28 protein-coding genes are annotated in these 25,339 nt (G+C 64.5%); 19 read left to right on the top strand and 9 right to left on the bottom strand.

The features are described 5' to 3' along the window. Positions 1–3: 3 nt before the first annotated feature. From AC0VYB_RS15125 to AC0VYB_RS15115, 3 genes are read left to right on the top strand one after another with little or no spacing between them, the layout of a single operon-like run. The gene (locus tag AC0VYB_RS15125; protein WP_100227529.1) at positions 4–1,431 is read left to right on the top strand and encodes a glycosyltransferase; all 1,428 of its coding nucleotides are present in this window, start codon (positions 4–6) and stop codon (positions 1,429–1,431) included. Then, positions 1,431–2,036 (top strand): YbjN domain-containing protein, encoded by a 606-nt coding sequence (locus AC0VYB_RS15120; protein ID WP_009380485.1) that lies wholly within the window; start codon positions 1,431–1,433, stop codon positions 2,034–2,036. The genes AC0VYB_RS15125 and AC0VYB_RS15120 overlap by 1 nt, the downstream gene beginning before the upstream one ends. After that, positions 2,033–2,419: an iron chaperone gene (locus AC0VYB_RS15115; RefSeq protein ID WP_040342358.1), complete on the top strand. Its 387-nt coding sequence runs from the start codon at positions 2,033–2,035 to the stop codon at positions 2,417–2,419. The genes AC0VYB_RS15120 and AC0VYB_RS15115 overlap by 4 nt, the downstream gene beginning before the upstream one ends. Before the next feature lie 248 nt (positions 2,420–2,667). Here the strand turns inward: AC0VYB_RS15115 and AC0VYB_RS15110 are convergent, their stop codons facing one another. Further along, positions 2,668–3,693, bottom strand: a complete 1,026-nt coding sequence (locus tag AC0VYB_RS15110; protein WP_063250052.1) for a bile acid:sodium symporter family protein — start codon at positions 3,691–3,693, stop codon at positions 2,668–2,670. A 166-nt stretch (positions 3,694–3,859) separates the two neighbouring features. Here AC0VYB_RS15110 and AC0VYB_RS15105 point away from each other — a divergent pair, with 166 nt between their 5' ends. Continuing rightward, a complete protein-coding gene (locus tag AC0VYB_RS15105) occupies positions 3,860–4,603 on the top strand; it encodes a phosphoglyceromutase (protein WP_475384792.1) in 744 nt (247 codons plus the stop codon). A gap of 12 nt (positions 4,604–4,615) precedes the next feature. Here the strand turns inward: AC0VYB_RS15105 and AC0VYB_RS15100 are convergent, their stop codons facing one another. Beyond that, the gene (locus AC0VYB_RS15100) at positions 4,616–5,533 is read right to left on the bottom strand and encodes a LysR family transcriptional regulator (RefSeq protein ID WP_009380490.1); all 918 of its coding nucleotides are present in this window, start codon (positions 5,531–5,533) and stop codon (positions 4,616–4,618) included. Positions 5,534–5,604: 71 nt separating this feature from the next. On the opposite strand from AC0VYB_RS15100, the gene AC0VYB_RS15095 reads away from it, so the two are divergent. After that, positions 5,605–6,639 (top strand): EamA family transporter, encoded by a 1,035-nt coding sequence (locus AC0VYB_RS15095; protein WP_475384791.1) that lies wholly within the window; start codon positions 5,605–5,607, stop codon positions 6,637–6,639. A gap of 196 nt (positions 6,640–6,835) precedes the next feature. On the opposite strand, the gene phoU is transcribed toward AC0VYB_RS15095, so the two are convergent. Further along, on the bottom strand, positions 6,836–7,498 hold the full coding sequence (phoU, locus tag AC0VYB_RS15090) for a phosphate signaling complex protein PhoU (RefSeq protein WP_009380492.1): 663 nt from the start codon (positions 7,496–7,498) through the stop codon (positions 6,836–6,838). A 240-nt stretch (positions 7,499–7,738) separates the two neighbouring features. Here phoU and AC0VYB_RS15085 point away from each other — a divergent pair, with 240 nt between their 5' ends. Beyond that, positions 7,739–9,070: a sensor histidine kinase gene (locus AC0VYB_RS15085; protein ID WP_051995626.1), complete on the top strand. Its 1,332-nt coding sequence runs from the start codon at positions 7,739–7,741 to the stop codon at positions 9,068–9,070. Continuing rightward, complete coding sequence (locus AC0VYB_RS15080; RefSeq protein WP_009380494.1) at positions 9,067–9,747, top strand: response regulator transcription factor; 681 nt, start codon at positions 9,067–9,069, stop codon at positions 9,745–9,747. Before AC0VYB_RS15085 ends, AC0VYB_RS15080 begins: the two co-directional genes overlap by 4 nt. A 59-nt stretch (positions 9,748–9,806) precedes the next feature. Here AC0VYB_RS15080 and AC0VYB_RS15075 read toward each other — a convergent pair whose 3' ends face one another. Beyond that, complete coding sequence (locus AC0VYB_RS15075; protein ID WP_119296955.1) at positions 9,807–10,430, bottom strand: hypothetical protein; 624 nt, start codon at positions 10,428–10,430, stop codon at positions 9,807–9,809. Positions 10,431–10,657: 227 nt separating this feature from the next. Here AC0VYB_RS15075 and AC0VYB_RS15070 point away from each other — a divergent pair, with 227 nt between their 5' ends. The 4 genes from AC0VYB_RS15070 to AC0VYB_RS15055 all read left to right on the top strand — a co-directional run bounded on the left by AC0VYB_RS15070 (position 10,658) and on the right by AC0VYB_RS15055 (position 13,522). Next, positions 10,658–11,140 (top strand): CarD family transcriptional regulator, encoded by a 483-nt coding sequence (locus AC0VYB_RS15070; protein WP_009380496.1) that lies wholly within the window; start codon positions 10,658–10,660, stop codon positions 11,138–11,140. A 41-nt stretch (positions 11,141–11,181) separates the two neighbouring features. Next, positions 11,182–11,910: an IspD/TarI family cytidylyltransferase gene (locus AC0VYB_RS15065; protein WP_238614749.1), complete on the top strand. Its 729-nt coding sequence runs from the start codon at positions 11,182–11,184 to the stop codon at positions 11,908–11,910. Positions 11,911–11,993: 83 nt separating this feature from the next. Then, a complete protein-coding gene (gene ispF / locus AC0VYB_RS15060) occupies positions 11,994–12,473 on the top strand; it encodes a 2-C-methyl-D-erythritol 2,4-cyclodiphosphate synthase (RefSeq protein ID WP_101623538.1) in 480 nt (159 codons plus the stop codon). Further along, positions 12,470–13,522, top strand: a complete 1,053-nt coding sequence (locus AC0VYB_RS15055; RefSeq protein ID WP_119296953.1) for a hypothetical protein — start codon at positions 12,470–12,472, stop codon at positions 13,520–13,522. Before ispF ends, AC0VYB_RS15055 begins: the two co-directional genes overlap by 4 nt. Positions 13,523–13,591: 69 nt before the next feature. Here AC0VYB_RS15055 and AC0VYB_RS15050 read toward each other — a convergent pair whose 3' ends face one another. Together AC0VYB_RS15050 and AC0VYB_RS15045 are read right to left on the bottom strand one after the other, a co-directional pair. Beyond that, entirely contained in the window at positions 13,592–14,989 is a 1,398-nt protein-coding gene (locus tag AC0VYB_RS15050; RefSeq protein ID WP_193338840.1) for an amino acid permease, read from the bottom strand. A gap of 235 nt (positions 14,990–15,224) precedes the next feature. Then, the gene (locus AC0VYB_RS15045; protein ID WP_009380501.1) at positions 15,225–15,590 is read right to left on the bottom strand and encodes a VOC family protein; all 366 of its coding nucleotides are present in this window, start codon (positions 15,588–15,590) and stop codon (positions 15,225–15,227) included. A gap of 142 nt (positions 15,591–15,732) precedes the next feature. On the opposite strand from AC0VYB_RS15045, the gene AC0VYB_RS15040 reads away from it, so the two are divergent. The 8 genes from AC0VYB_RS15040 to AC0VYB_RS15005 all read left to right on the top strand — a co-directional run bounded on the left by AC0VYB_RS15040 (position 15,733) and on the right by AC0VYB_RS15005 (position 21,655). After that, on the top strand, positions 15,733–16,602 hold the full coding sequence (locus tag AC0VYB_RS15040; RefSeq protein WP_119296952.1) for an integrase catalytic domain-containing protein: 870 nt from the start codon (positions 15,733–15,735) through the stop codon (positions 16,600–16,602). A 38-nt stretch (positions 16,603–16,640) separates the two neighbouring features. Beyond that, the gene (locus tag AC0VYB_RS15035) at positions 16,641–16,946 is read left to right on the top strand and encodes a transposase (RefSeq protein ID WP_111416941.1); all 306 of its coding nucleotides are present in this window, start codon (positions 16,641–16,643) and stop codon (positions 16,944–16,946) included. Between the two features lie 50 nt (positions 16,947–16,996). Beyond that, a complete protein-coding gene (locus AC0VYB_RS15030) occupies positions 16,997–17,686 on the top strand; it encodes an IS3 family transposase (RefSeq protein WP_259821657.1) in 690 nt (229 codons plus the stop codon). Between the two features lie 891 nt (positions 17,687–18,577). Continuing rightward, positions 18,578–18,718 carry a plantazolicin family TOMM peptide gene (locus AC0VYB_RS15025; RefSeq protein WP_146603784.1) on the top strand — a complete coding sequence of 47 codons (141 nt, stop codon included), beginning with the start codon at positions 18,578–18,580 and terminating at the stop codon, positions 18,716–18,718. A gap of 105 nt (positions 18,719–18,823) precedes the next feature. Then, entirely contained in the window at positions 18,824–19,372 is a 549-nt protein-coding gene (locus AC0VYB_RS15020; RefSeq protein ID WP_119297223.1) for a hypothetical protein, read from the top strand. Then, positions 19,369–20,073 (top strand): class I SAM-dependent methyltransferase, encoded by a 705-nt coding sequence (locus AC0VYB_RS15015; protein WP_119297222.1) that lies wholly within the window; start codon positions 19,369–19,371, stop codon positions 20,071–20,073. The genes AC0VYB_RS15020 and AC0VYB_RS15015 overlap by 4 nt, the downstream gene beginning before the upstream one ends. Positions 20,074–20,076: 3 nt before the next feature. Beyond that, positions 20,077–20,793, top strand: coding sequence for a hypothetical protein (locus AC0VYB_RS15010; RefSeq protein WP_475384790.1), 717 nt, complete (start codon positions 20,077–20,079; stop codon positions 20,791–20,793). Beyond that, positions 20,786–21,655 carry a TOMM precursor leader peptide-binding protein gene (locus tag AC0VYB_RS15005; protein WP_475384789.1) on the top strand — a complete coding sequence of 290 codons (870 nt, stop codon included), beginning with the start codon at positions 20,786–20,788 and terminating at the stop codon, positions 21,653–21,655. The genes AC0VYB_RS15010 and AC0VYB_RS15005 overlap by 8 nt, the downstream gene beginning before the upstream one ends. On the opposite strand, the gene AC0VYB_RS15000 is transcribed toward AC0VYB_RS15005, so the two are convergent. From AC0VYB_RS15000 to AC0VYB_RS14990, 3 genes are all read right to left on the bottom strand, one after another. After that, positions 21,625–22,808 (bottom strand): IS3 family transposase gene (locus tag AC0VYB_RS15000; RefSeq protein WP_414017399.1). Its coding sequence is split into 2 segments (ribosomal slippage): positions 21,625–22,548 and positions 22,551–22,808, totalling 1,182 coding nucleotides; the frame shifts between segments, so codons are not numbered across the junction. The genes AC0VYB_RS15005 and AC0VYB_RS15000 overlap by 31 nt on opposite strands. A gap of 1,172 nt (positions 22,809–23,980) precedes the next feature. After that, the gene (locus AC0VYB_RS14995) at positions 23,981–25,015 is read right to left on the bottom strand and encodes an IS30 family transposase (RefSeq protein WP_009381402.1); all 1,035 of its coding nucleotides are present in this window, start codon (positions 25,013–25,015) and stop codon (positions 23,981–23,983) included. A gap of 51 nt (positions 25,016–25,066) precedes the next feature. Continuing rightward, positions 25,067–25,315: a hypothetical protein gene (locus AC0VYB_RS14990; RefSeq protein ID WP_475384788.1), complete on the bottom strand. Its 249-nt coding sequence runs from the start codon at positions 25,313–25,315 to the stop codon at positions 25,067–25,069. Positions 25,316–25,339: the final 24 nt, after the last annotated feature.

Raw genomic sequence — 25,339 nt, 5'->3', positions numbered from 1 at the left:
TCCGTGCGCATCTCCGTCCTCTCACTTCACACCTCGCCTGCGGCTCAGCCCGGGCAGGGCGATGCGGGCGGGATGAATGTCTACGTCGACCATACGGTCAGGGCCCTTGCCGCATCAGGACACGAGGTCGACGTCTTCACCGCCGACCCGCACGGCCTCGGCGTCGCCGGCGACGAGCAGGCGCGTTCGGTCACCCTCGCACCCAACCTCCGCCTCCACCGTCTCGACGTCGACGCCGACAGCAAGGACGCGCTCGCGGGCAGGCTCGACGACCTCGCCCGCCTGCTCACAGCCCACCCCGTCTTCACCGCCGCAGACCTCGTGTGGGCCCACTACTGGATCTCCGCCGAGGCGGCCCTGCGTGCCGTGCGCACCCGGGGCGGGCCGCGGCCGACGATCATCGCGAGCATGCACACGATCGGTGCCGTGAAGAACCGGGACTCCGATACCGCCGAGGAATCCCCGCGCCGACTCCGCACCGAGGAGCGCATCGCCGCCGGCGTCGACCTCCTCGTTGCGAACACCCCGGCTGAGCGCCGTGACCTCATCGGCGAGCTCGGTGCTGATCCTGCCTCCGTCGTCGTCGCCCGGCCCGGCGTCGACCATGCCCTCTTCTCACCCGGATCGCGGCGGGCCGCCCGCGCCGAACTGGGACTCGCGGCCGATGAGAACCTCGTCCTCTACGTCGGACGGATGCAGTTCATCAAGGGCACCGACGTCGTCGTCGATGCCCTGGCCTGCCTTCACGAGAACAACCCCGAGCTCTCCGCGCGGACACGGGGCGTCCTCCTCGGCGCGGCCTCCGGATGGGTCGAACCCTCTGCGCGACCGGGCACCCGCGGCGCTGGTCGTGCCGGTGCGGACGGACGCGGGCGGACCGCTCCGGATCGCGAGTGGAACACGCCCTCCGACTTCCACGCCACGCTGTCGGCGGCGATCGCCGCGGAACCGAATGTCGAGGTCAGGCCGCCCGTGCCTGCGGCCGAACTCGTCACCTACTACCGTGCCGCGGACGTCCTCCTCGTGCCCTCGCGCAGCGAGTCCTTCGGGCTCGTCGCCGCCGAGGCGGCCGCTTCCGGTCTGCCGTCGATCGCCGCGGCCGTCGGCGGACTGCCGGAGATCGTCGAGAACGGATATTCGGGACTGCTCATCGCCGACCACAACCCGCGGCACTGGGCGCTCACCCTGGAGAGGCTCCTCGGCGACGCGGAGCTGCGGGCCGAACTCGCCGACCATGCGGCGGCCCGGTCGCAGCGCTTCGACTGGAACCGGACCGTCGCCGCCGTCCTCGACGCCGTCGCCGGGGAACGCGAGGACTCTGCCCGGATCCGCTCGGGAATCGGAGCCGCTTCCCGGGGCATGGCCGGAGACCGCGGCACCCGCGACGCGAGCGACCTCACGGCCCCGGGCGTGTGCGGAGGATGGCGCTGATGAGCGTCGAGCCGGCCGTGCTCATGCAGGGCATCACGGGCTGGGCCGAGGCCAACGACGTCGCCGTCGACAGCCTCGACGACACGTCGATCGCCGTCGTCCTGCCGGGAGAGCGGAAGCTCAAGACGACCGTGTCGATCGTCGTCTCCGCGCGGACGGCGGAGCTCGCGGCCTTCGTCATCCGGCACCCGGACGAGAACGCCGAGGCCTTCAACCGGTGGCTGCTGCGAAAGAACATGAAGCTCGGAGCGGCGTCTTTCGGGATCGACCACCTCGGCGACGTCTATCTGAGGGCCACGGTTCCGGTCGACCGTCTCCTCGACGACCTCGACGCTCTCCTCGGTGAGATCCTCACCGTCGCCGACGAGTCGTTCAACGAACTCCTCCTGCTCGGATTCCTCACGGGCATGAAGAAGGAGTGGGCATGGCGGGTGAGCCGCGGTGAGTCGACCCGGAATCTCGCGGCGTTCGAACATGTCCTCGACAGCCCGGACAATGAGTTCCTCGGCACGATTGGGCCCGAGCGGCCTGAGCCGAGTCCCAACGACCCCGGGGGAGAGGCTGCGCCGACCGGGCACCCGACGACCGACGGCGACCGACGATGATCAAGCGAGTGGATCTGAGCAGGCCGGGCAATGTCGACGAATACATCGCGACCTTCGACTCGGTCGAGCAGCAGGACTTCCTCCGTCACCTGCGCGACCTCAGCCGGGAACACGCCCCGACCGCGGGCGAGGGCCTCAAGTGGGGCAATCCGGCGTACTTCCTCGACACCATCCTCTTCGCGTTCGCCGGGTACCAGCGGCACGCGAACGTCGTCTTCACGCCGAGCACGAAGGACGCCTTCGCCGACAGGCTCACCGACTTCGACACCGGCAAAGGGTCGATCAGACTGCCGTACGACGAGGAGATCCCCGACGCCCTCCTCGCAGATATGATCGCCTACCGTATACGCGAATTCGAGGTCGACGGCGTCAAGTGGATGTGAGTCCGAGGTCGAGTTTGAGTCCCTCGTGACTCGCGGTGTATCCGAGGCGTTCGTAGAAGCGGTGCGCATCGGCCCGGGACCTGTCCGTCGTCAGCTGAGCCAACCGAGCACCGGACTCTCGTCCCCGCTCGTGTGCCTGACCGTGAAGCGCCGATCGGCGATATCGATCGTGTGCGGGGCGATTTCGCCGAATCCCGACCGGGGTGCTTCGTCGCGCTTGGAGTCCGCGCGTCGACGTGGACGGCGGCTCACGCCGACTGCGGCGTGCGGGACTGCTCGGTCGCCTCGGCGGGCGGCTTGCCGTAGGGCAGGCGGGCGAAGATCGAGGCGAGGACGGCACCGGAGACGTTGTGCCACACGCTGAAGACCGCGCCGGGCAGCGCCGCCAGCGGGGAGAAGTAGGTCGTCGCCAGCGTCGAGGCCAGGCCCGAGTTCTGCAGTCCGACCTCGAACGCGAGCGCTCGGCGGGTCGGGGTGTCGAGGCGGCAGGCCGTGGCCACACCGTAGCCGACGCCGAGCCCGAGGAGGTTGTGCGTGATCACGGCGAGGAGGACGAGGATGCCCGCCGAGGCGATCGATCCGGCCGACCCGGCGACGACGATCGCGACGATGTAGGCGATCGCGATCGAGGCGAGCCACGGCAGCACGGGCGCGATCCGATCGACGAGACGTGAGGCGACGAGACGGACGAGGACGCCGACGATGACCGGCACGAGCACCGTCTGACAGATCGAGACGAACATCGACCAGAACGGCACGTCCATGTACGACCCGGCCAGCCACAGCGTGAGCAGGGGAGTGAGGACAGGAGCGAGCAGCGTCGAGAGCGTCGTGATCGACACCGACAGTGCGGTGTCGCCCTTCGCGAGGTACGTGACGACGTTCGACGCGGTGCCGCCGGGGGCGCAGCCGACAAGGATGACGCCGACGGCGATCTCAGGCGGCAGACTGTAGACGGTGACGACGAGGAGGCCGAGCAGCGGCATCGCCACGTATTGGGTGACGACGCCGAGGACGACGACCCACGGGCGCTTCGCGATCCTCGCGAAGTCCGGGAGGGTGAGGGTGAGTCCCATGAAGAACATCACCACGCCGAGGCTCCACGTGATCGTCGGGGCCAGCGGAGTGAACGTGTCCGGGGAGAGGAATCCCGCGATGCCGGCGAGGATGACGAGGACGGGCAGCGCGGTCACCGCGATGATCGAACTGCGCTCGGCCGTCGACTGCGGCTTCGCGGACGGACGGGGGTCGGGGGCTGGCGTGCGATCGGACATATGCGAAGACTACTCCCAGCGTTCCGTCATGCAAGACCCATGTCCGTACTCTGAGCGCCCTTAGGTCGGGCCGTCGCGAGTCCCATCGGTGGCGGGGAGTCGAGGGCGCGGAGCCGGCCGCGGACCGGCGGGCACCCGCGCGGGGTCTCGTGCGAAGATAGGGGCCATGACGCATAACCTCATCCTGCTGCGCCACGGCGAAAGCGAATGGAACCAGAAGAACCTCTTCACGGGCTGGGTCGATGTCACCCTCACCGAGAAGGGCCGTGCCGAGGGCAAGCGCGCCGGCGAGCTGCTGCGCGAAGCCGACCTCATCCCCGACGTCGTCCACACCTCGCGCCTCAAGCGCGCGATCCTCACCGCGAACCTCGCACTCGATGCCGCCGACCTCTCCTGGCTCGACACCCACCGCAGCTGGCGCCTCAACGAACGCCACTACGGAGCGCTGCAGGGCAAGGACAAGAAGGAGATCCGCGACGAGTTCGGCGAAGAGCAGTTCATGACGTGGCGTCGGTCCTTCGACACCCCGCCCCCTGCGCTCTCCGATGCCTCCGAATTCTCCCAGGCCCACGATCCGCGGTACGCCAACCTCGGCGACTCGGTGCCGCGCACCGAATGCCTCGCCGACGTCATCGACCGTCTCCTGCCGTACTGGTACGACGTCCTCGTTCCCGAGCTCGCCGACGGCCGCACCGTCCTCGTCGTCGCCCACGGCAACTCCCTGCGGGCGCTCGTCAAGCACCTCGACGGGATCTCCGACGCCGACATCACCGGGCTGAACATCCCCACCGGCATCCCGCTCCACTACGAGCTCACCGAGGACTTCACGCCTGTCACCCCCGGCGGCACCTACCTCGACCCCGAGGCCGCGAAGGAAGCGATCGGCAAGGTCGCCAACCAGGGCCGCTGAGGCCAGGCAGCTTCAGCCGCACGCCGTCTCGAACTCCCCGGCGATCGCCTGGAGCTCCTCCCGGAGCAGGGCGATCGCCGGGGAGTTCGTCATCGAGCGGCGCCACACGACGTGGATCGACCGGGCGATCGTCGGATCGTCGAGCGGCACCGCGGTGACGTCGGCCGGCAGGTGCGGCCTCCCGAGTCGGGGGACGAGCGCCAGCGCCCGCATCGACCGGCAGAACTCGACCTGGGTGTCGTACTCGACGGCCCAGTACTCGACGCGCGGCTCCGAGCTGAGATCCTCGAAGAGCGCAACGAGCCACCGATGGCACACCGCCCCGCGCGGGGCGGAGACGAAGACCTCGCCGACGAGGTCGGTGCGGGTCACCTCGGCGCGCGAGGCGAGATGGTGGTCGCGGTGCATGACGATGTCGGCCCGGTCGACGGCGATGACCTCCGAGGTCAGGGTCGAGGGCAGGCGGAGGACCGAGCTGTTCCAGTCGAAGATGAGCGCGGCGTCGATCCGCCCCGCCGAGACCATCTCGACGAGCTCATCGGGATCGGACTCGACGTTCGTCACCGTGAGTTCTGGCGCCGCCTCCCGCAGTCTCGGCAGCGCCGGCACGAGGAGACCGCGGATGCCGGTGGAGAACCCGCCGACCGTGATGCGCCCGCGCGGTTCGCCCGAACGCGCCCGCGCCTCGGCCTCGATGCCCTCGAGGTCGTGGAGGATCTGCGCGCCCCGGCTGCTGAGCTCACGGCCCATGGGGGTGAGCGAGATGCCGCGTCCGGAGCGCTCGGTGACCGGGGCGCCGAGGTAGCGCGAGAGCTTCTGGAGCTGATGGCTCACCGCGGCCGGGGTGTAGCCGAGGGAGTCGGCCGTGGCCGTGACGGAGCCGAGCGCGTCGAGGGCGACGAGGGTGCGCAGGGCGACGATGTCGATCATCAAATTACTGTAATGAGTCCGCGTAAGGACTTTCAATGGAAATTTGATCAGCGCGCTGGGATCCTGAGGTCATGCGACCCGTCCACCAGCTCCTCGCGCTTCTCGTCGTCGTCCTCTGGGGCGTCAACTTCGTCTTCATCGACTTCGGACTCCGCGATTGGCCGCCCCTGCTCCTCGTCGCCGCGCGGTTCACCATGGTCGTCATCCCGGCGATCCTCTTCGTGCGCTTCCCCCGCGGCAGCCTCGGGCGCATCCTCCTCATCGGCGTTTTCATGTCCGCCGGACAGTTCGGCCTCCTCTACACCTCGCTCTTCCTCGGCCTGCCGGTGGGCCTGTCCTCGATCATCCTCCAGATCCAAGCCGCCTTCACCGTCGTCGTCGCCGCCCTCGCGCTGCGCGAGACCCCGACCCGCCGACAGGTCATCGGCATCCTCATCGGCCTCACCGGGCTCGCGGTCATCGGGCTCAGCCTCGAGGCCTCGACACCCGTCGCCGCCTTCGTCGTCTGCCTCGCCGCCGCCCTGTCGTGGGCGATCGGCAATGTCATCGCCCGCGGGGTCAAGCCGGGGATCAGCGGACTGCAGATGACCGTGTGGTCGGGTCTCGTCGTCCCCGTGCCGATGCTCGGGCTCTCCCTCCTCATCGACGGGCCCGCCGAGGTGGCCCGCGCCGTCCTGCACCCGACCTGGGGTGTGCTCGCATCCGTCGTCTACACCGCTGGCGTCGCCTCGCTCATCGGGTATGTCATCTGGAACTCCCTGCTCGCGTGCTTCCCCGCCTCGCAGGTCGCCCCGTTCACACTCCTCGTCCCGCCCGTGGGAGTCGGTGCAGCGTGGCTCGTCCTCGGGGATCGGCCCACGGTGCCCGAGCTCATCGGCGGCGGCCTCCTCATCCTCGGAGTCGCCGTGACCACGGGGGCGCTGCGGACGGTCGCGCGGGGCATCGGGCGTGTGGTCCTGCGCCGAGGCGGGAGACCCCGCCGAGGCGAGCGGCCGCGGCGTCGCACGGTCGTGGCCCGCGAGCACCCTGAGACCGCAGGTGCCGGCGCCGAGAGTGAACTCGGAGCAGCGGCCTCAGGACGGAACGGGCAGGAGATCGCGCGGTGAATCTGACCAGAGTGACCTCGACTCGGGCGGACCTGGACGGCCGCACCCGGGAATGGGTCACTCCGGTCGGGGTCGTCCGGGAGGTGAATGACGATCGCCGAGGTGGAGGAACCACCTCGGCGATCGTCGTTGTCAGCGGTGCGAGCCTGCGCTCACGCCCCTGACCGGGACGGTGTGCACGACTGCGAGCCTGCGCTCACTTGCGGGAGAGGTAGGGCTCCCAGTTGCCGGTGAGCAGGTACTCGACCTTCTGCGAGACGGAGACGGCGTGGTCGCCGAAGCGCTCGTAGTAGCGGGAGAGGAGCGTGACGTCGGCGATGTGGCGCGGCGCGAGGTCCTCCGCGGGAGCGTCGGCGAGCTTCGCGAAGACGGAGAGGTGGAGCTCGTCGAGCTCCTCGTCGATCGCGTTGATCGTCGGCACCATCGACAGTCCCGGATTCGACAGGAGGTTGACGGTCGCCTCGGCGATCTTCTCCGCCGCATCGCCCATGCGTGCGAAGGTGCCGGAGAAGTGCTGCGGGATCGCGGACTCGGGGTAGCGGATGCGGACCTGCTGGGCGATGTGGCGGGCGAGGTCGCCCATCCGCTCGAGTGAGGCGCTCATCCGCAGGGCACCGATGACGGCGCGCAGATCGGCGGCGACGGGGGCCTGCAGGGCGAGGATCTCCGCGGCCTGCTGATCGAGAGTGTGCTGCATGGCGTCGATGTCCGCGTCGGCCTCGATGACCCGTTCGGCGAGATCGAGATCGTTGTTCTGCACGGCCTGGTTGGCCAGGCGGATGGAGTCGAGGACCTTGGTGGACATGTCGACGAGCTGGGTGGCCAGTTCGTCGAGCTCATTCCTGAAGACTTCGCGCATTGAGTGCGTTTCCTTAATCTCGTGCGAGGTGAGAGTGCGTGGCGCAGTTCTCGTCGATCGGCCGTGCCCGCGGCCCGGGCGGAATCGCCGCGTGCTCGGGGATCCGGGCAGGCACACTGACCCCAGCTTTCCAGCGCCGTGTGAACGAGACTTGTCGGTTCGGTGAATTCCTCGCCAAAAGGCCTGTCAGCGAGTGAATCCGGTGCGACCGCCGAGCAGACTGCGCCTAAGCTTGGTCACGTGGATCTCTTGATTGTAGCGGTCCTGACCGGCATCGTCGGCCTGGGACTCGGCATAGCGGGCATACTCGCGTTCCGTTTCAGCGAACGCTCCCGCGATGCTGCCGATCTGCATTCCGAAGACGATCTGCCCGAGGGCATCGCCGAGGTGCTCGCCGTCCTCCCGTCCGCTGCGATCGTCCTCGACGCCGGTGACGACGTCGTCAAAGCCTCACCCGCCGCCTACACGTTCGGCCTGGTCAGAGGTCATTCCCTGTCGTCGCCGGAGATGCTCGAGGTCGTCGAACGGGTGCGCGCACGCGGGCTCATCGAGGAGATCGACCTCGAGCAGAAGCGCGAGCTCTCCGACTCGGTCCTCCGCTACCTCCACGCGCGCATCGCTCCGCTGGGCACCGCGTTCATCCTCGTCCTCTGCGACGACCAGACCGAGTCCAAACGCGTCGACGCCGTGCGCCGGGACTTCGTCGCCAACGTCTCCCATGAGCTCAAGACCCCGATCGGGGCGATGGCCCTCCTCGCCGAGGCGGTCACCGACTTCTCCGACGACCCGGCCGCCGTCGAGCGCTTCGGCGGACGCATGCAGCGGGAGTCGAAGCGCCTGACCCAGCTCGTCCAGGAGATCATCGACCTCTCCCGGGTCCAGGACCATGCGGCTCCGTCGACGACGGAGAAGATCTCCGCCGCCGAGGTGGTCGAGGATGCCGCCGACCGTGCCCACACCCGAGCCGAGGCGAAGCGGATCCACATCGAGGTCGCCCCACCGTCGTCCCTCCTCGTCGAGGGCAACTACGAACTCCTCGTCAACGCGGTGCGCAACCTCATCGACAACGCGATCAACTACTCTCCCGACGGCACGCGCGTGGGCGTCGGGGTCGAGCTCGTCGACGAGCGCGTCGAGATCTCGGTGACCGATCAGGGCATCGGCCTTTCCCGGCAGGACACGGAGCGGGTCTTCGAGCGCTTCTACCGCGTCGACCCCGCCCGCTCCCGGATCACCGGCGGCACCGGCCTGGGCCTGAGCATCGTCAAGCACATCGTCGCCACCCACGGCGGTGAGGTGCGCGTGTGGAGCCGACTCGGGAAGGGCTCGACGTTCACGATCGTCCTCCCGCTCGCCGGGACGCAGACCGTCGCCGAGGCGACCTCGTCCGCGCCGGCGGGAGTCCTCCTCGAACACTCCGCGCAGGCCGGGGACGACTCCGGGACTGCGGACGACCGGGTCGACGCTGACCCGGCGGCAGCCTCGGCGCATGACAACGCCGAGGGCGCGGAGGAGAATGGGACTGCCCAGGTTTTGCCCACTGGAAGCGAACAAAGGAAGCTCACGACGTGACTCGAATTCTGCTTGTTGAGGACGAGGATTCGTTCTCGGATCCGCTGTCGTACCTGCTCGGCAAGGAGGGGTACGAGGTGACTGTTGCCGATGACGGACTCAAGGCTCTCGCGGAGTTCGATCGCAATGGTGCCGACCTGGTGCTCCTCGACCTCATGCTCCCCGGTGCCTCGGGCACCGAGGTGTGCCGTGAGCTGCGCGCGAAGTCGAATGTGCCGATCATCATGCTCACCGCCAAGGATTCGGAGATCGACAAGGTTGTGGGGCTTGAGCTCGGCGCCGACGACTATGTGACGAAGCCGTACTCCTCGCGCGAGCTCCTTGCCCGGGTCCGGGCGGTGCTGCGCCGCAACGTCGAGGCCGAGAGCTTCGACGAGTCGATCCTCGAAGCCGGCGGGGTCCGGATCGACGTTGAACGCCACGTCGTGTCCGTGCGCGGCGAAGAGCTGTCGATGCCGCTCAAGGAGTTCGAGCTCCTCGAGATCCTCGTCCGCAACTCCGGGCGCGTGATGACCCGCGGTCAGCTCATCGACCGGATCTGGGGCGAGGACTACGTCGGGGACACGAAGACCCTCGACGTCCACGTCAAGCGCCTGCGCGCGAAGGTCGAGGAGAACCCCTCGGAGCCGCAGCTGCTCACGACCGTCCGCGGACTCGGGTACAAGTTCGAGGCCTGAGGGCAGACAGCGAAGGGGCCGCTCACCATGTGGTGAGCGGCCCCTTCGCTGTGCGCGCGTCAGCCGTCGGCGGACGCGGTGCCCTCTGCAGGAGCGGTGCTCTCGGTGGTCGCGCCCTCGGTGCTCGTGCTTCCCGTGGAAGTCTCCTCGCCGGCGCTGCTGCCGGTGGGCTCGTCGGTCGGCATGTCCGACGGCGACGGCGTCGGGACGTACTCCTCGTAGTAGGGGAGCACATCGGAGAGGACCTGGGTCTGGATCGTCTTCTCCTGGCCGCCGGTGGCCACGGTGATGTCGACGAGGTCGCCGGGCTTGGCCTGGAGGCTGTCGACGATGACCGGTTCGTCCGTCGACGACGCCGGGCTCTCCGGATCCTGGACGAAGGTCTCGCCGGCCGGGACGGTCTCGGTGATGGTCTGCCCGGAGACCTCGACGGAGACCTCGGCAGGAGCATCGCCCTTGTTGACGAGCGTGAAGAACAGCTGGGCCGGGCCCTTGCCGCTCTCATCCATGATGAGCAGGAGACCGCGCACCTCGATGTCGCCGACCGTTCCCCAGGCTCCGTCGCCGCCGTTGTACTGGTACTCGGCGGTCTGGTGAGGCGACAGCAGGCTGGCGCACCCGCTGACCGGGAGGACGAGCGCGATTGCGGCAACTGCGAGAGCCGCGCGGTTGTGCCGTTTCATTGTGCTCCTTGAAGTGGCAATACAAGATCCGTCTGTATACTACCCGGTTTTTGACCTTCCGTAGAACCGGCTGGGAGATCCCGGAGAGGAGGATCACTTGTCCGACGAGCACGCTGCGGACAGTGGGCAAAAAGGCTGAGCCTAGCACGGAGAATCGGCTGCCTGGGCGATTTCTGTGGCGCGCCTCATGGTAAACTGGGATTCCGCGAAAGGGGTTTGAAGAGAATATGAGTTTCCAGGTCGGCGACACTGTTGTCTATCCACATCACGGTGCAGCGACAATCCAAGAAATCAGGCAACGAACCATCAAGGGTGAGGAGAAACTGTATCTCAAGCTCCAGGTCGCGCACGGCGATCTCGTGATCGAGGTTCCCGCTGAGAACTGCGACCTCGTGGGTGTCCGCGACGTCGTCGGAGAAGAGGGTGTCGAGAAGGTCTTCACCGTCCTCCGCGCGGAATTCGTCGAAGAGCCGACCAACTGGTCCCGCCGGTACAAGGCGAACCTCGAGAAGCTCCAGTCCGGTGACGTCATCAAGGTCGCCGAGGTCGTCCGTGACCTCTGGCGCCGTGAGCAGGATCGCGGACTCTCCACCGGTGAGAAGCGCATGCTGTCCAAGGCGCGGCAGATCCTCGTCTCCGAGCTCGCCCTCGCCGAGAAGAAAGAGGAGTCCGAAGCCGAAGCCCTCCTCGACGAAGTGCTCGCGTCCTGAGCACCTGCGTCATCGTCCCGGCCGCAGGGTCGGGAACGCGCTTGGGTCATCCCGAGCCGAAGGCTTTCGTCTCCGTGGACGGGCGCACGCTGCTCGCCCACAGTCTTGAGGCCATCATCTCCTCGGGAGTCGCCACCACCATCGTGGTCGCGGCTCCCGAGGAGTTTCTGCTTCTCGCCCGCGCCGAGATCGACGAGGTCCGCGGGCGGCTTGATGCGGATGACGCGGCGGACAGCGCAGCCGACGTCGAGATCGTCGCCGTCGTCGGCGGTGCCGACCGCGTCGAGTCCGTCGACGCCGGACTGCGTGCCGCCGGTGAGCACGACGTCGTCCTCGTCCACGACGCCGCCCGGGCGCTCACCCCGCCTGATGTCTTCCGTCGGGTCGTCGATGCGGTGTCCTCCGGCGCCGCGGCGGTCGTCCCCGTCCTGCCCATGATCGACACCGTCCGGCGGGCGGAGGCGGTCCACGGTGCCCCCGCAGACGCCGACTTCGAGATCCTGCGCGGTGACCTCGACCGGGGGAGTCTGCGGCGGGTCCAGACGCCGCAGGGGTTCGCCGCCGAGATCCTCCGCAGGGCCCACGATGCCTACCGTGAGGAGGTGCGCACTCAGGGTGCGAACGCTCGTGAGGCCACCGACGATGCGGGGCTCGTCGAGCGCCTCGGCGTCGATGTCGTCGCCGTCGCCGGTGATGAGGAGTCCCTGAAGATCACCTACCCCCTCGACCTCGTCCTCGCCGAGCACATCGCCCGCACACGCGGCCGCTGAACCACTACCCTGGCAGTAGACGACTGCTGTCCGGACAGGGCTCCGTCGTCGAATCAGACCAAGCGAAGACGAAGGGTGAGGCGATGACCATTCCGCGCACGGGGATCGGCGTCGATGTCCACGCGTTCTCCGACGACCCGTCACGCGAGCTCTGGGTGGCTGGACTGCTCTGGCCCGGCGAACGAGGCCTCGAGGGGCACTCGGATTCCGACGTCGCCGCGCACGCGTGCTGCGATGCGCTCTTCTCGGCGGCGGGGATCGGGGATCTCGGGGAGCATTTCGGCGTCGACCGTCCGGAGTTCGCCGGGGCGTCCGGGGTCAGACTCCTCACCGAGGCGGGCCGACTCGTCCGCGAAGCCGGATTCGCGATCGGCAACATCTCCGTCCAGGTCATCGGAAACCGGCCGAAGATCGGCACCCGCCGGGCTGAGGCGCAGGAGGCGCTGTCGCGCGCCGTCGGCGCGGAGGTGTCCGTGTCGGGGACGACGACCGACGGGCTCGGGCTGACCGGTCGCGGCGACGGGGTCGCGGCGATCGCGAATGCGCTGGTTCACCGGCCATGAGGATCCTCTTCCAGGGCGCCGGGGCGATCGGCATCGCCGGTGCCGCGCTGTTCGGCGACCGGCATGAGACCGTCGTCGTCACGCGCACGCCGCTGGAACGACCGCAGGCGGTGTACCCGCTGCGCGTCGGATGGTTCGACGAACTCGCCCAAGATGACGCGTCGGGAGTCGACGCTGCCCGAGACGCCGCATCGACGCGACGGGTGACGATCACCGATTGGGCCGGCATCGAGGAGGCCGGAGGGTTCCGGCTCAAGCCCGGGAGCGACGAAGGCAGTGAGACTGCGGCAGCCGACGGCACAGGGGTCTCCATCACAGAGGCGCGACGGCACTGGCAGCGCGGCAGGAGCCGCAACGCCCGTGACCGGCGCGTCCAGGACTCGTGGGATCTCGTCGTGCTCACGACGCGGCCGGGCGACCTCGATGAGGATGTCGCCGCGGCGGTGCGAGCGGTCGCTCCTCGGTGGGTGGCGATCACGAGCCAGGTCGACGGCGACCTCGAAGTTGCCCGGTCACTCTTCCCCGGCGCCGAGGTCGTCGTCTTCGGTCCCGCATTCCTCTCCGAACGCACGACCTCGCACACCGTGCGGTTCTGGACGCCGCTGGGCGCAACGGCCTTCTTCGTCGCCGGCCCGGCCGAGCCCGTGCGTCGTCTCACCCGTGCGCTCGGGTCACTCGTCCTCCCGGTGCCGCTCGAGGCGCTGCTCGTGCCGCCCGCGGTCTTCACGCCCTTCTTCGCCGAACTGAGCATCGACGGCGGGGAATGGGATGAGCTCCTCACTCATCTCCGTCGTCCGAGCGACGCCGCCGCCGAGGCGGTCCGCGCGGTCACCGGTGTGCCGGTGCCGATTCTGCCCGCCGTGGCGCGGGCCGTCCTCGAGCTCGCCGAGCGGGTGTCGCCGATTCCGATGCGCGAGTACGCCGGACGGCACTTCGCCCGGCACGAGAGGCAGACGCTTGCGATGCTCGACGGCTGGATCGCACGGGCCCCGGAGCATGCGGCGCTGACTGAGATCGCGGACGGTCTGCGAGCGAAACTCGCCTACTGAGCGTACGCGTCGGCCCCCGCCCCGCGCGGATTGCGCGGGACAGGGGCCGGCAGGGACCACCTCGGCGGGTCACACCTCGGCGACGATCCCCTTCGCCTTCTGACGGCGGGTGACGGCCATGCCGATGAAGTAGAGCGCGACGGAGAAGATCAGGGTGCCGATGATCTGGAAGCGCACGGATTCGACGGTGAGGCCGAGGATGATGATGGCGGCGATGCCGGCGAGCGTGAGGTAGGTCAGGCCGGGGAACAGCCACATCTTCAGCGGCAGGGGAGTGCCGGCGGCCTCGGCGCGGCGGCGGAGGATGAGCTGGGAGACCAGGGTGACAACCCAGGTGACGATGAGCGTCGAGCCGACGATGTTGAGGAGGACTCCGAGCACCTCGGCGGCCCAGAAGTAGTTGAGTGCCACGGCGATGAAGCCGAAGACCGAGGTCGCGAGGACGGCGGCCACGGGCACGCCGCGTCGGTTCGTCGTGCCGAGGCCGGCAGGGAGCATCGAGCGGCGCGACATCGAGAACGCCATGCGGGAGGCGCCGTAGATGTTCGCGTTCATCGACGAGAGCAGGGCGATGACGATGACGCCGGCGAGCAGGGAGGCGATGAACGGCAGGCCGGCGGTCTCGAGGACGGCGACGAACGGCGATTCGGCCAGGCGCGGGTCGGTCCAGTCGAGGACGAGGACGATGATCGCCACCGAGCCGATGTAGAGGAAGAGGATGCGCCAGACGATCGTCTTGATCGCCTTGCTTACCGAGCGGCTGGGGTCGGAGGTCTCGGCGGCGGCGACGGCGACGATCTCGATGCCGCCGAAGGCGAAGGCGACGACGAGGAGGCCGGCGGCGACGCCGGGGATGTCGGTGGGCATGAAGCCGTCGGTGAAGATCTCCGCCGGCGGGGTCGCCGGGGTCCAGCCTGCGAGGTAGGCGACGCCGAGGATGACGAAGAGGGCGACGAAGGCGACCTTGATGAGGGAGAACCAGAACTCGAATTCACCGAAGCTGCCCGAGGTCGTGAGGTTGATCGCGGTGAAGACGATCATGATGATGAGCGCGAGCACCCACTGCGGGACCGACGGGATGTAGCTCGCGGCGATCTGCGCGGCTGCGGTCGCCTCGGCGGCGACGACGAGGCACAGCTGCACCCACCACAGGGCACCGACCGCGAAGGCCGCGGCCGGGCCCATCGCCTTGCCGGCGTAGTGGGAGAACGCGCCTGGGTTGGGGTCGGCGGCGACGAGTTCGCCGAGCGCCCGCATGACGAAGATGACGATGAGACCGGCGACGACATAGGAGATGAGCACGGCCGGCCCGGCGGCCTGCACTCCGGCACCCGATCCGACGAAGAGTCCGGCGCCGATCGCTGAACCGAGGCTCATCATCACGAGGTGGCGCGGCTTCATCCCGGCCTTGAGGCCGGGGCCGTCGGGAGTGGGCTGGGGGCTGGCGTTCGCGGAGTCGGCGGTCACTGGCGACTGCGATGTTCGTGGTTCAGGCACCAGAGCAGTCTAACGCCCATGGGGTGACCTCGATCTCAGGAGGTGGTCGGTTCAACATGAGGATGGGATGGTTGTCCCGTCGGTCCCCGTCGAGGAGGATATTCGTCCGTTTGACCCCCGCCGAGGCGGCAGTTCGTCCACGGTCAGGTGGCGGGATGGCCCGGTCGACGGTGGGGTCAGGTCGGCTTGGTTCAACCGGCGGGGCTCAGTCGTCCTGGAGGTAGACGAGCCCGTTGCCGTCGGGGTCGGTGAACGAGAACATCGGCGGCACCCCGGGCCACCGCAGCACCTCGTCGTTGTGGATCGTCACGCCGGCGGCCGAGATCCGTTCGTGAGCCTCCTCGGCGTCCGAGGTCTCGAGGCGGACGGCAACGGGGATCTCACTGCCCTTGGGGATGAGGACGATCGCGACGTCCGATCCCGGCGGGGCCACCTCGACGATGCGGTTGCCGGGCATCGGCTCGCCGTCGTAGCTGACCGAGCACCCGAGGACCTCGGTGTAGAAGCGGGTTGCCTCGTCGAGGTCGCTGACGGGGACGGAGACGCTGATGATTCTGTTCGTCTTGGCCATAGGTTCAGTGTGCGCGTATCGGTGTCGGGTGTACAGGGGTCGACCAGACTCAGATAATCAGTCCGCGAACCGCACCCGATGCCTCACATACTTTTGCCCGCGAAATGGTGGACCCTCGAACACCATGGGGAGTGAACTGTCGATGACGACACGAGCCGAGATCACCACGAAATACGCCAAGACGTACACGAAGGCACCGAAGAAGACCAAGAGCGCCATCCTCAACGAGGTCATTGCTGTGACCGGATGGTCTCGCGATAACGCCCGCCGGCGCCTGACCCAAGCCGCGCACCACCCGCCGGGTCCCGGTCGGCAAGTCGCGAAAGCACCGCGGAAGCCCCGTGCCAGGAAATACTCCTACGACGCGACGAAGACCCTCCAACGCGTGTGGGCAATCTCTGGCGGCCAGTGCGGCAAATACCTTGCGACGGTGATGCGGATCCTCCTCGACCTCCTCGAGGCCCATGGCGAGCTCGTGATCGGCCAAGGACGCTACACCCGCAAGGTCCGTAAGGAACTGTTGACGATGAGCCCCGCAACGATCGACCGATACCTCAAACCTATCCGAGCCAAAGACGCGATAAACGGACACTCCACGACGCAACCGGGAAGTCTGCTGCGCTCAGCGATCACGATCCGTCGGGCAGGTGACGAGGTCGAAGACGAACCCGGCTTCTTCGAAGGTGATACCGTCGCTCACTGCGGGCCCGTCGAGTCCGGAGAATTCGCGCGCACACTCAACCTCACTGACTTCCATACCGGGTGGACATTCACCCGCACCGTGCGCAACAACGCCCACACGAACATCCTGGTAGGCCTCAAGACCGCCGCTCGTGAGATCCCATTCCAGATCACCGGTCTGGATTTCGACAACGGGTCGGAGTTCCTCAACCAGCACGTTATCGAATGGGCCGGATCCAGGGACATCTATTTCACAAGATCGCGGCCGTATAAGAAGAACGATCAAGCCACGATCGATTCGAAGAACAATGTCATGCCCCGGGGAGAATAGAGGCAGGGAGATTGGAAGAAGGAGTTTCTCTCTTGCCAGTGAAATACACCGACGAACTCAGGGCTCGCGCTGTTGAGCTCGTCATCCATGCCCAGGCCGATCCCGACACTGCGAACGGAGCCATCACCCGCGTCGCGAAGGAACTCGGCCTGAGCAAAGAGCCCCTGTGGGTTTGGGTGCGCAAGCACAAGGACTCCGGCAAATCCACGCCGACTGAGTCAGTCGACCTGGAAGCGGAAAACCGCCGGCTGCGGGCTGAGCTGGCCGAAGCGAAACGAGCCAACGAGATCCTGCGCCGGGCCTCGGTTTTCTTCGCGGCGGAGCCAGGCCGCCCATCCAAGTAGTCGTCGCCTTCATCGACGACAATCGTCACGAGTTCGGAGTCGAGCCGATCGTGCGCGCCCTGAAAGGGACTGCTGCACGGATTGCTGTGAGCTCGTATTACGCGAACAAGAAGCGCCCACCCTCGGCCAGAGCCCGTCGGGACCAGGCTCTGGTGGTGGTCATCCGCGATGTCTATGAGGCCAACTATTCCTGCTACGGGGTACGGAAGATGTGGAAGGCGATCAACCGCGGCTACGCCGACCGTTTCGGTGCGGTGGCCCGCTGTACGGTGGAGCGGTTGATGCGCCGGCTGGGCATCGACGGGGTCCGGAGGAAGCGCAAGCGTCCGAAGACGGTCTCGGCCCGGGCTGAGGAGTGTCCGGACGATCTCGTTGAGCGTGAGTTCACAGCACCGGGCCCGAACCGCGTCTGGGTCGCCGACATCACGTACGTCCCGACTCAGGCTGGGTGGGTGTACACGACGTTCATTCTTGATGTGTTCCATCGGGAGATCGTGCGCTGGCAGGTGACGAACCATATGCGGGAGTCTCTGGCCAGAGACGCTTTGACGATGGCGTTGGCGGCGAAGTATCGGGTTGGTGAAGACGTGTCCGGGCTGGTGCATCACAGCGACCGCGGGGTTCAATTCCGGTCGATTCGCTATGGTGAGGCCCTCGCGGAGTCAGAGATCGTCGCGTCTGTGGGATCGCGTGGGGATTCGTACGATGACGCGATGGCTGAGGCACTGAACTCGGTGTAGAAGGCTGAGTTGATCGACCGTAAGGTGTGGTCGGGGTTGATCGAGGTGTTGGCGGAGAAGTCGGCGTGAGTGGCCTGGTACAACGAGTCCAGGTTGCACTCGGCGATCGGTTACCGACCGCCGCTCGAGGTCCATTCTGACTGGGTCAACCAGCCCATGACAGAGGTTGCGGCTGCATAGGAAACCAAGAAAGGGAGCCTCTACGAAACCCGGGGCTTGACAGTGCGCTTCATTAGTACGGAGCTGTCAGAGGTCGAGTCAGGAAACGCTACCGTGTCCTCTACGGCGAAGTCATACAGGGGCGCGTAATACGCGACGTCCGGCAAGACCGCTCACGCCCCGTACTTATGCGGCAGTTCCAGCCACAGGTCGTGGGGCTCTAAGGTCTCACGCATGTGGCGGCGCAGGCCCAGCCAGTCAAGGAAGGTCAGATCGTCGAGTTTCATACCCTCACCGTGCCGGGGTGTAGACGCTGTCTACAGGGGTCTTCCACGTTTGTCGTGCCAATGGTGGGCGATGTCCCTCGTGCGCGCCGGGATCGTGTCAGCAACGATGGAAGCTGAACCCGACAGCAAATATGAGAAAACGCTGAGAATTAAATGATTGATATTTCATTTAGATAAATTAACCCGCGCTGAACCACTGTTGAATTATAGCGAAACGGTTCACCGTCAGGCGCGCTTGTGAACGACACCAGCTGGAATGTTCGATCTAATCCGAAGGCACGATTCGAACACCAGGCAAACTAAGTTGATCACTAAACTAAAATCCAAGACGTCGTTGCTTGTGCAACTATTGAATTGGAGTTGGAAACGTGCCTAGATTTTACTTGTGCGAAATGCACCCCTACACGGAAGCGCCGTGTGGGTAATCAGGAAGAAGGAGAAGCACATGTCTAACCTAATCAGCAAGCTGCCTCCGGCAGTCTCGACTGACTCTTCGAAGATCGTCTCAGAGGTCCAGGCATTCGAGCCCACGGCTGCTCGGTGCTCTTGCACGACCCTCCCGTGCTGCTGCTGCTGCGGCGGCTAACTTCCTAGGTGAACACTAGGCACTTGGCTCTGTGGTAGGCCAAGTGCCTAGTGTTTACCTTGACCCTTGCAAGCGCTAAACTCTCGACACCAGGAGGCGCAAAGCTTGCTTCTTATATCAATAGCGGCCGCTGAGATCCTGTTCTGGGTACTGCTTCTCGCAGGGCTTCTCACACGTTACGCACTTCACTCCCCACGTATTGGGGCAGCACTGTTAGTATTGACGCCAGTAGTCGATCTAGCATTGCTAGCTCTAACCTATGTTGATCTCAGTTCCGGCAGATCGGCGAACTTCATCCATGGCTTGTCGGCTATTTATATTGGCTATTCAGTTGCCTTGGGGCCGACAATCATAAAATCTTTAGACGCTCGCTTGGCCAAACGCTATGGGCAGCAACCTGTAAAGCCCCACAATGAGTCGAAATATCAGGAATCCCTGTCCACGTGGAAACGCGCATTCGTCGCGTCTTCAATTAGTGTACTTCTACTCGGCGTCGGTGTGCTGATTACCGGCGTCGAAGGTTCGTTCTGGCTGATCTACTGGGTGATCGTCGCAGCCTTCATCGTTCCCATGTGGTGGTTCATCGGCCCTCGGCGTGAAAAGAAAAAGCACCCGACTCGTGAGACCTCAGAGGAATTGGCAGAGGAATCGTGACAAATTCGTCAAACCTGGGATGCCTGCAATCGAACACAGAGCGTGCTCGCCAAAACGCGCGGCGGTGGTACAGCGACCCAGCCCTGGTCCCGACCGCCCGGAAACATGATGCAGAAGTCGAGCCTCGCTACTCTAAATTCATCGCCTCTGAAATTTCCGGCTTTGGAACCAGAGCCCCCACGATTATCGACATAGGTTGCGGTGAGGGTCTGCTGGCAAAGACTTTCACCTCTTTTCGGAAGTACATCGGCGTAGACCCCGACTGCGCCGAACTACACACCGAAGCAACTCCCTCGTCAGACAGCGTGGAATTTGTCCGCGCGGGCATAGAGAATCTGCCCTCCACAGTTCCTAGCGCAGACATCGTCGTCTCTTCTCTAAATATTGCACTATGGGACGACCCCTCAGAGCGCTGCGCACAGTTACGAAGGCTGCTCAACCCAGAGGGGCACATCCTTATCGTGGATCTGCTGCGAACTGGGCCTTGCATACAGCACACAGCGGCGGACGAGCTCAACCAGTTCCTCATCGACCAGTACAACGCTTCATTCACGGACGAGGAAGTCGCATCCCTATGCCAGTCCTCGCTTCCCGGCGCTGAAGTCACAACGTACACAGATGAGCGAGACGGGATCGTTCCATTTGCCAGCGACAGCTCGAACTTCGGAAAACTGTTCCTCATCCACTTTCAGGAGGCGTAATTCGTGGCAGTCACCTACCTAGGATCACGACCGCACATCGCGGACATACTGTCCGATCTCAATAGCTCTACTTCCCTCGTGGTAGTAGACGCAGTAACGCTCAATCGCGAAGAGCTAAGCGCTGAATTAAATACAACGGCGAGCGCTGAAGTACGTCTAATGATTCGTCCGGAAGTGGTAACAGAAGTCATTTCAGACGGAGCTGCGGAGTACCTCTCTTGGCTCGATTCGATTGAATCGCAGTTACGTGGATTTGGCGCCGTAAAAGTGCTCCGCCTTCCCCGCGCAGCAGAGGACTGGGAAGAGGATGTGCAACAGGCTCTGGAATTTAATGCATTCTGCTTGGTTGAGCCCGCGCAGGGGATGAGCCTGATCACCAGGGACCGACGTTGCGCGCTGGTACGAGGAGCGGTAGAAACAGCTTCGTCCGACTGTGACGTCCAGGTAGGCGGTAAGCCATCAACTGTGTCTGCAAAATCCGTTGCCCAAGCCTTGAGCGTTGAAGTTGGACAGACCATTCGAGCTGAGAAAGGCAAGCCTGCCGACCTCCTTGACGCCATGGTCACCGCAGGGATGGACCCAGGCTTGAGCGGCCGGATCGTTGCCGCCCAGCAGCTCGTCGTGACCGAATCTTCGGGTGATGAAACCGACGGAGGGGATGCTCTGCAGGATTTTCAAAAGTATGTCGGTGCCCTGAAAAAGCGAGGTAGAAATGGCTGATAAGACGATTTACCAAATCAACCCGGACATTCGAGTTTCCTACGACGGAGACCGCGTAGTCATCGAAGCCGCATCCCATACTTACAGTCTGTCGGATGATGCCCTCTGGCCCTTCATTTCAGAGGTCCTTACAACATCAGAGACGATTACGACACCTGAAGAAGGCAGCGAGTACTCAACAGACGATATTCAACGGCTGGAGTCAGCGTTTGAGGTTCTTACGGAAACGGAAATCCTCGTCCCGTCTGAGCAGACGCCCTGGCCTGATTCAGTCGTATCATTGGCAAACCGGAGCGGAGGCCTTGTCGCTTTCGAAGACATCGCCCAAAGGTTAAAAGCCGCCACCGTCGTCATCGTTAACCCGAATGGTTCGAAGGTAGTCGCCTCCCTGCAGGCGCTGCTGAAGGAATATCCCATCGCTGAATCAACGGTAGTGGCCGATCTGCCGGACAATAGCTCAGCAGATGTCATGCTCGTAGTCGCAGCAGATGAGCATGACCCGCTTCTAGATGAAGCAAATAAAATGGCTCTCACTTCCGACATCCGGGTCTGGGCGCCGGTGACCCCGGCCCGCAGTGGCCGCTTCCGCGTAGGTCCCTGGTTCTACCCGAATCAGTCAGCCTGCTACGAATGTTTGCGCCTCCGCGCCGGCAGTGTTGAGCGGGAGCCCGTCCTAGCGGCTGCGCAAAGAAACGGCCAATCTGCCACACCACGACATGATCGCTTCAGTAGTCAACCGGCTCTGACTTCAATGATGGTGTCCATGTTGGCAGATGCAGTGCTCACTCACGTGGCCCTAGGGACTGCTGACGGTTTAGTTGACTCCGGGGTTTATGCCGCCAGAGCGACGGCCTTGTGGTGAACAAGCTCGTATTCAACCGGAGTCAGTTTACCCAAACGCCGTTGCCGACGCTTCCGGTGGTAGGTCCGCTCGACCCAGTGGACGATCGATGTCCGCAACCTCGCTCGCGTGTCCCAACGGCCCCGGTCGAGGACGTTCTTCTGCAACACAGCGAAGAACGATTCCATCGCCGCATTATCACCAGCAGCGCCGACCCGACCCATCGATCCGACTAGCCCGTAACGCCGTAGAACCTGCTGGAACTTACGAGAGCGAAATTGCGACCCGCGATCCGAGTGAACGACACACCCTGCCACGGCTCGCGGTCCGCCACGACGAGCCACAGCGTCATCAATCGCCGCCACAGCCAGACGAGATTTCATCCTCGAATCGATGGCATAACCGACGATTCTGTTGCTGAACACATCCTTGACCGCGCACATATACAGCTTGCCCTCACTGGTGTGATGCTCGGTGATATCGGTCAGCCACAACTCGTTGACTGCCTTTGCTGTGAAGTCGCGTTCGACGAGGTCATCACACACTGGCGGGCCGGGCTTCTTACCGTGCTTCCGGGCTCGTTTGATCGTGTGGGAGAACAGCTCCTGCTGCGAGCACAGCCGCCACACACGACGTTCAGAGGCGCTGTATCCGCACGCCTGGAGCTCATCAGCGATGAACCGGTGCCCGAACTCAGGATCGTCCGTATGAACGTCGTAGGCGGCATTGATCAAGTGCGCCTCCTCGAGTTCCCGGTCAGAGACAGGTTTCGCGCACCACTTGTAGAAACCCTGCTTGGTAAAGCCGAGTACCCGGCAGGCCACTGCCACCGGCACCCCGGCGGCAGCAAGGTCGAGGACCAGCGGGTACATCATTTTGGGTGATGACCACCGAGCTTCAAGTTCGCTTGCGAGAGATACGCTGCAGCCTCGCGGAGGATCTTGTTCTCCCGCTCGAGTTCCCTGATCCGCTTCAGTGCTGCTGCCTGGGCGCGTGACTCCTCGGGATCACGGGAGGGCTCGAGGCCGTGCTCGCGCAGGCGGGAGTCACGGACCCAGGCCTGGAGAGCTGACTTCGAGATGCCGAGGTCGGCGCAGACCTGCTTCTGGGTCATCCCCTCGCCCAGGAGCTCGAGAGCTGATTGCTTGAACTCATCGGTGTAGATCTTTGGCATGACTTCCATCCTTCCTGGAACTTATCCAGTCGTGAAGTCAACTAAACCCTCAGCAGTCCCGGCGGTACGGGTTCTACTACCGGTACGACACCTACCTGGAGAGACGGGCACTGAACCGGCTATGGCGCCTGGTCTATGATCGGGTGAACTACCTGATGCCCACGATCAAACCCATCGGGTATTCGTCGACGAGGAATTGACGTCGTAAACGTCTCTACGATGCCCCACGGACTCCCTTCGACAGGCTCCTGGCCGCGAATGTGCTGTCCCCGAAGCAGGTGGTGGAGATGAACGCACATCGAGACAGCCTTAACCCAGCGAAGATCGCTGCTGAAATCGCCAGGGTCCAGGACAGGTTGTTGGTGCTCTCAAGGGAGAAGACGGAGCAGCTGTATCTGGCATCGTTCCCGTCGGCATTGCCGGATGTGCGCAAGGGAGTACGGGTCAAGGCCGGGTGATTTTCGCGGGCGTATTGACATGAGGAACTACGGGGGTGAATAAATTCGTAGGCAAATGATGGATATGCGAGTTCGGCAGATTTTACTTAGGATCTATTTCGGTGATTTGATCGTTGACGCGGTCAATTGCGCGTTTCAAATCAGCTCTTCTTTCTAAGAGAAAGTTATTGTTGCTAAGGTGTAATCGTTGTCTTCCAACCTTGGAGCGTTTAACAAGGACCGGCACAAGCGCTAAGGTGAGAATTTGAACCGGGAGGGCAATGAGGTAAGCGTAGCTCGAGCCCCAGGAGCTCGCCGACAAGGCGCCGCAGGCCAACGCTAGTATAATATACAGCGCATTTGCTGAATAGGTTGCGATCCGTCTACCGCCTACCTGTGGAGATTTCATTCTGGTCAGCGTGAAGTAGACGTAAGCCGTGGCGTAAGAGGCAATTAACGCGGCAACCATGTGACGCGCCGTGAATATTAGCCCGGATTCGCGGATCGGTGGGGCTACCGTGAGAATCAATGCTGAGTCAGAAACGAGTACTATGAGCACGCTGAGGAATGCGGCAAGATTGATTATGTTAAATAGAGGAAGTGGCCGATACTCAAGACGCCGATCAATGCCTCTGTTCAAGTTGCCGAGTTCGCGATATAGGCTGTCCCGCCTCGTTTTCAGTACACTGACATCTACGATGGAAATGCTGGCCAGTAAAACGGTGACTGGCGATGTCAAGGCGTCGAAGCAACATGGGGCTCGCCGGCGAGCAGTCGAGCGAATGCCTCGGTGGGCGTGAGATAGCCCAGTCGGCGGCGGGGTCGATTGTTGATCTCCTCGGCGATGGTGGTGAGGTAGGGCTGGTGATCGGGGATCACCGTGCCCTTGGGCAGATACTCCCGGTAGAGCCGGTTCGTGTTCTCGTTGCTGGGCCTCTGCCAGGGCGAGTGGGGATCGGCGAAGTAGACCGGCATCGCCGTGGCCAGGGAGACCTTCGCGTGCTGGGCCATCTCGCTGCCCTGGTCCCACGCCAACGATGCCTTCATCATCTCGGGCAGGTCGTTGAAAAACTCGATGACCGCGTCAGCGGTTGGCTCGGCGTGTTTCGAGGGCAGGGCCAGCAGCCCGGTGAACCCGCTCATCCGCTCCACCAGCGTCGCCGCGCACGAGGTGCCGTTCTTCCCGATGATCAGGTCACCCTCCCAGTGCCCCGGCACCCGACGCTGGGCGGCGTCCTCACCTCGCTCCGCGATCGGGACCATACCTACGATTGGGCCACCGCGCGTCCGCCCGGTCGTACGTGGTCGGCGCTTGGTCCGCTTGGACTGCAGGAAGATGCCCTTGCGGGCGAGCTCACCCTTCGGGATTGCGTAGATGTACTGGTAGATAGCCTCACCGGAGACGGTTCGGCCGCGTGCGTCAGGAGAGTTCGCCATGCGTTCAACGGTCGGGTCTGTCGCCTCCAGACGCAACCGGCCCGCTATCTCGTTCGGCGTCCAGGACGCGGCCAGGTCGGCGTCCACCCTCGCCTGCAGCACCGGATCCCCCGCGACCTTCCGCTGCTGCGGGCGAGCTCGCCGACGCTGCGCTCTGACGTCTGCGGTCACGGCCTGGTAGCCGCGGGTCTTCGTCGAGTTCCGGTGAAGCTCCCGCGAGATCACCGACGGGCAACGCCCCAGGTGACGGGCGATCCTCCGCACCGACCAGCCCGCTTTCGAGGCCGCCGAGATCTCCGACCTGTCGCTGAACGACAACCCCACCCGCGCCATCTGCACACTCCACCGATCAGACCCCCGCCGACCGGGAGTGTTGCTTCGACGCTATGACACCACCACTATCCAGCCGATTGCTGAAACTTCTGGGGCGAATATGGAGATGTTTCCGCCGTCTTCTTCGCGCCAGAAGAACCATCCAAGGCAGAGGAGGAGGTGCGCTGAGAAAAAGGTAGAAATCGTGAGGTTGAAGAACTGAGAAAATTTCCCGATGTATGTTTTGTTTTCTAGGTCAGCGTTGTATCTTGAGCGGTCCATTGCAGCGACGGTCACCGTTGCGGTGAGGCCTGCTGTCATGAGAGCTAGAGATAGACTAATGTA

This window comes from Brevibacterium sp. Z349TD_9 (assembly GCF_056173565.1).
Note: the sequence above shows the minus strand (reverse complement) of the source record. Positions and strands in the feature narration are given on the sequence as shown.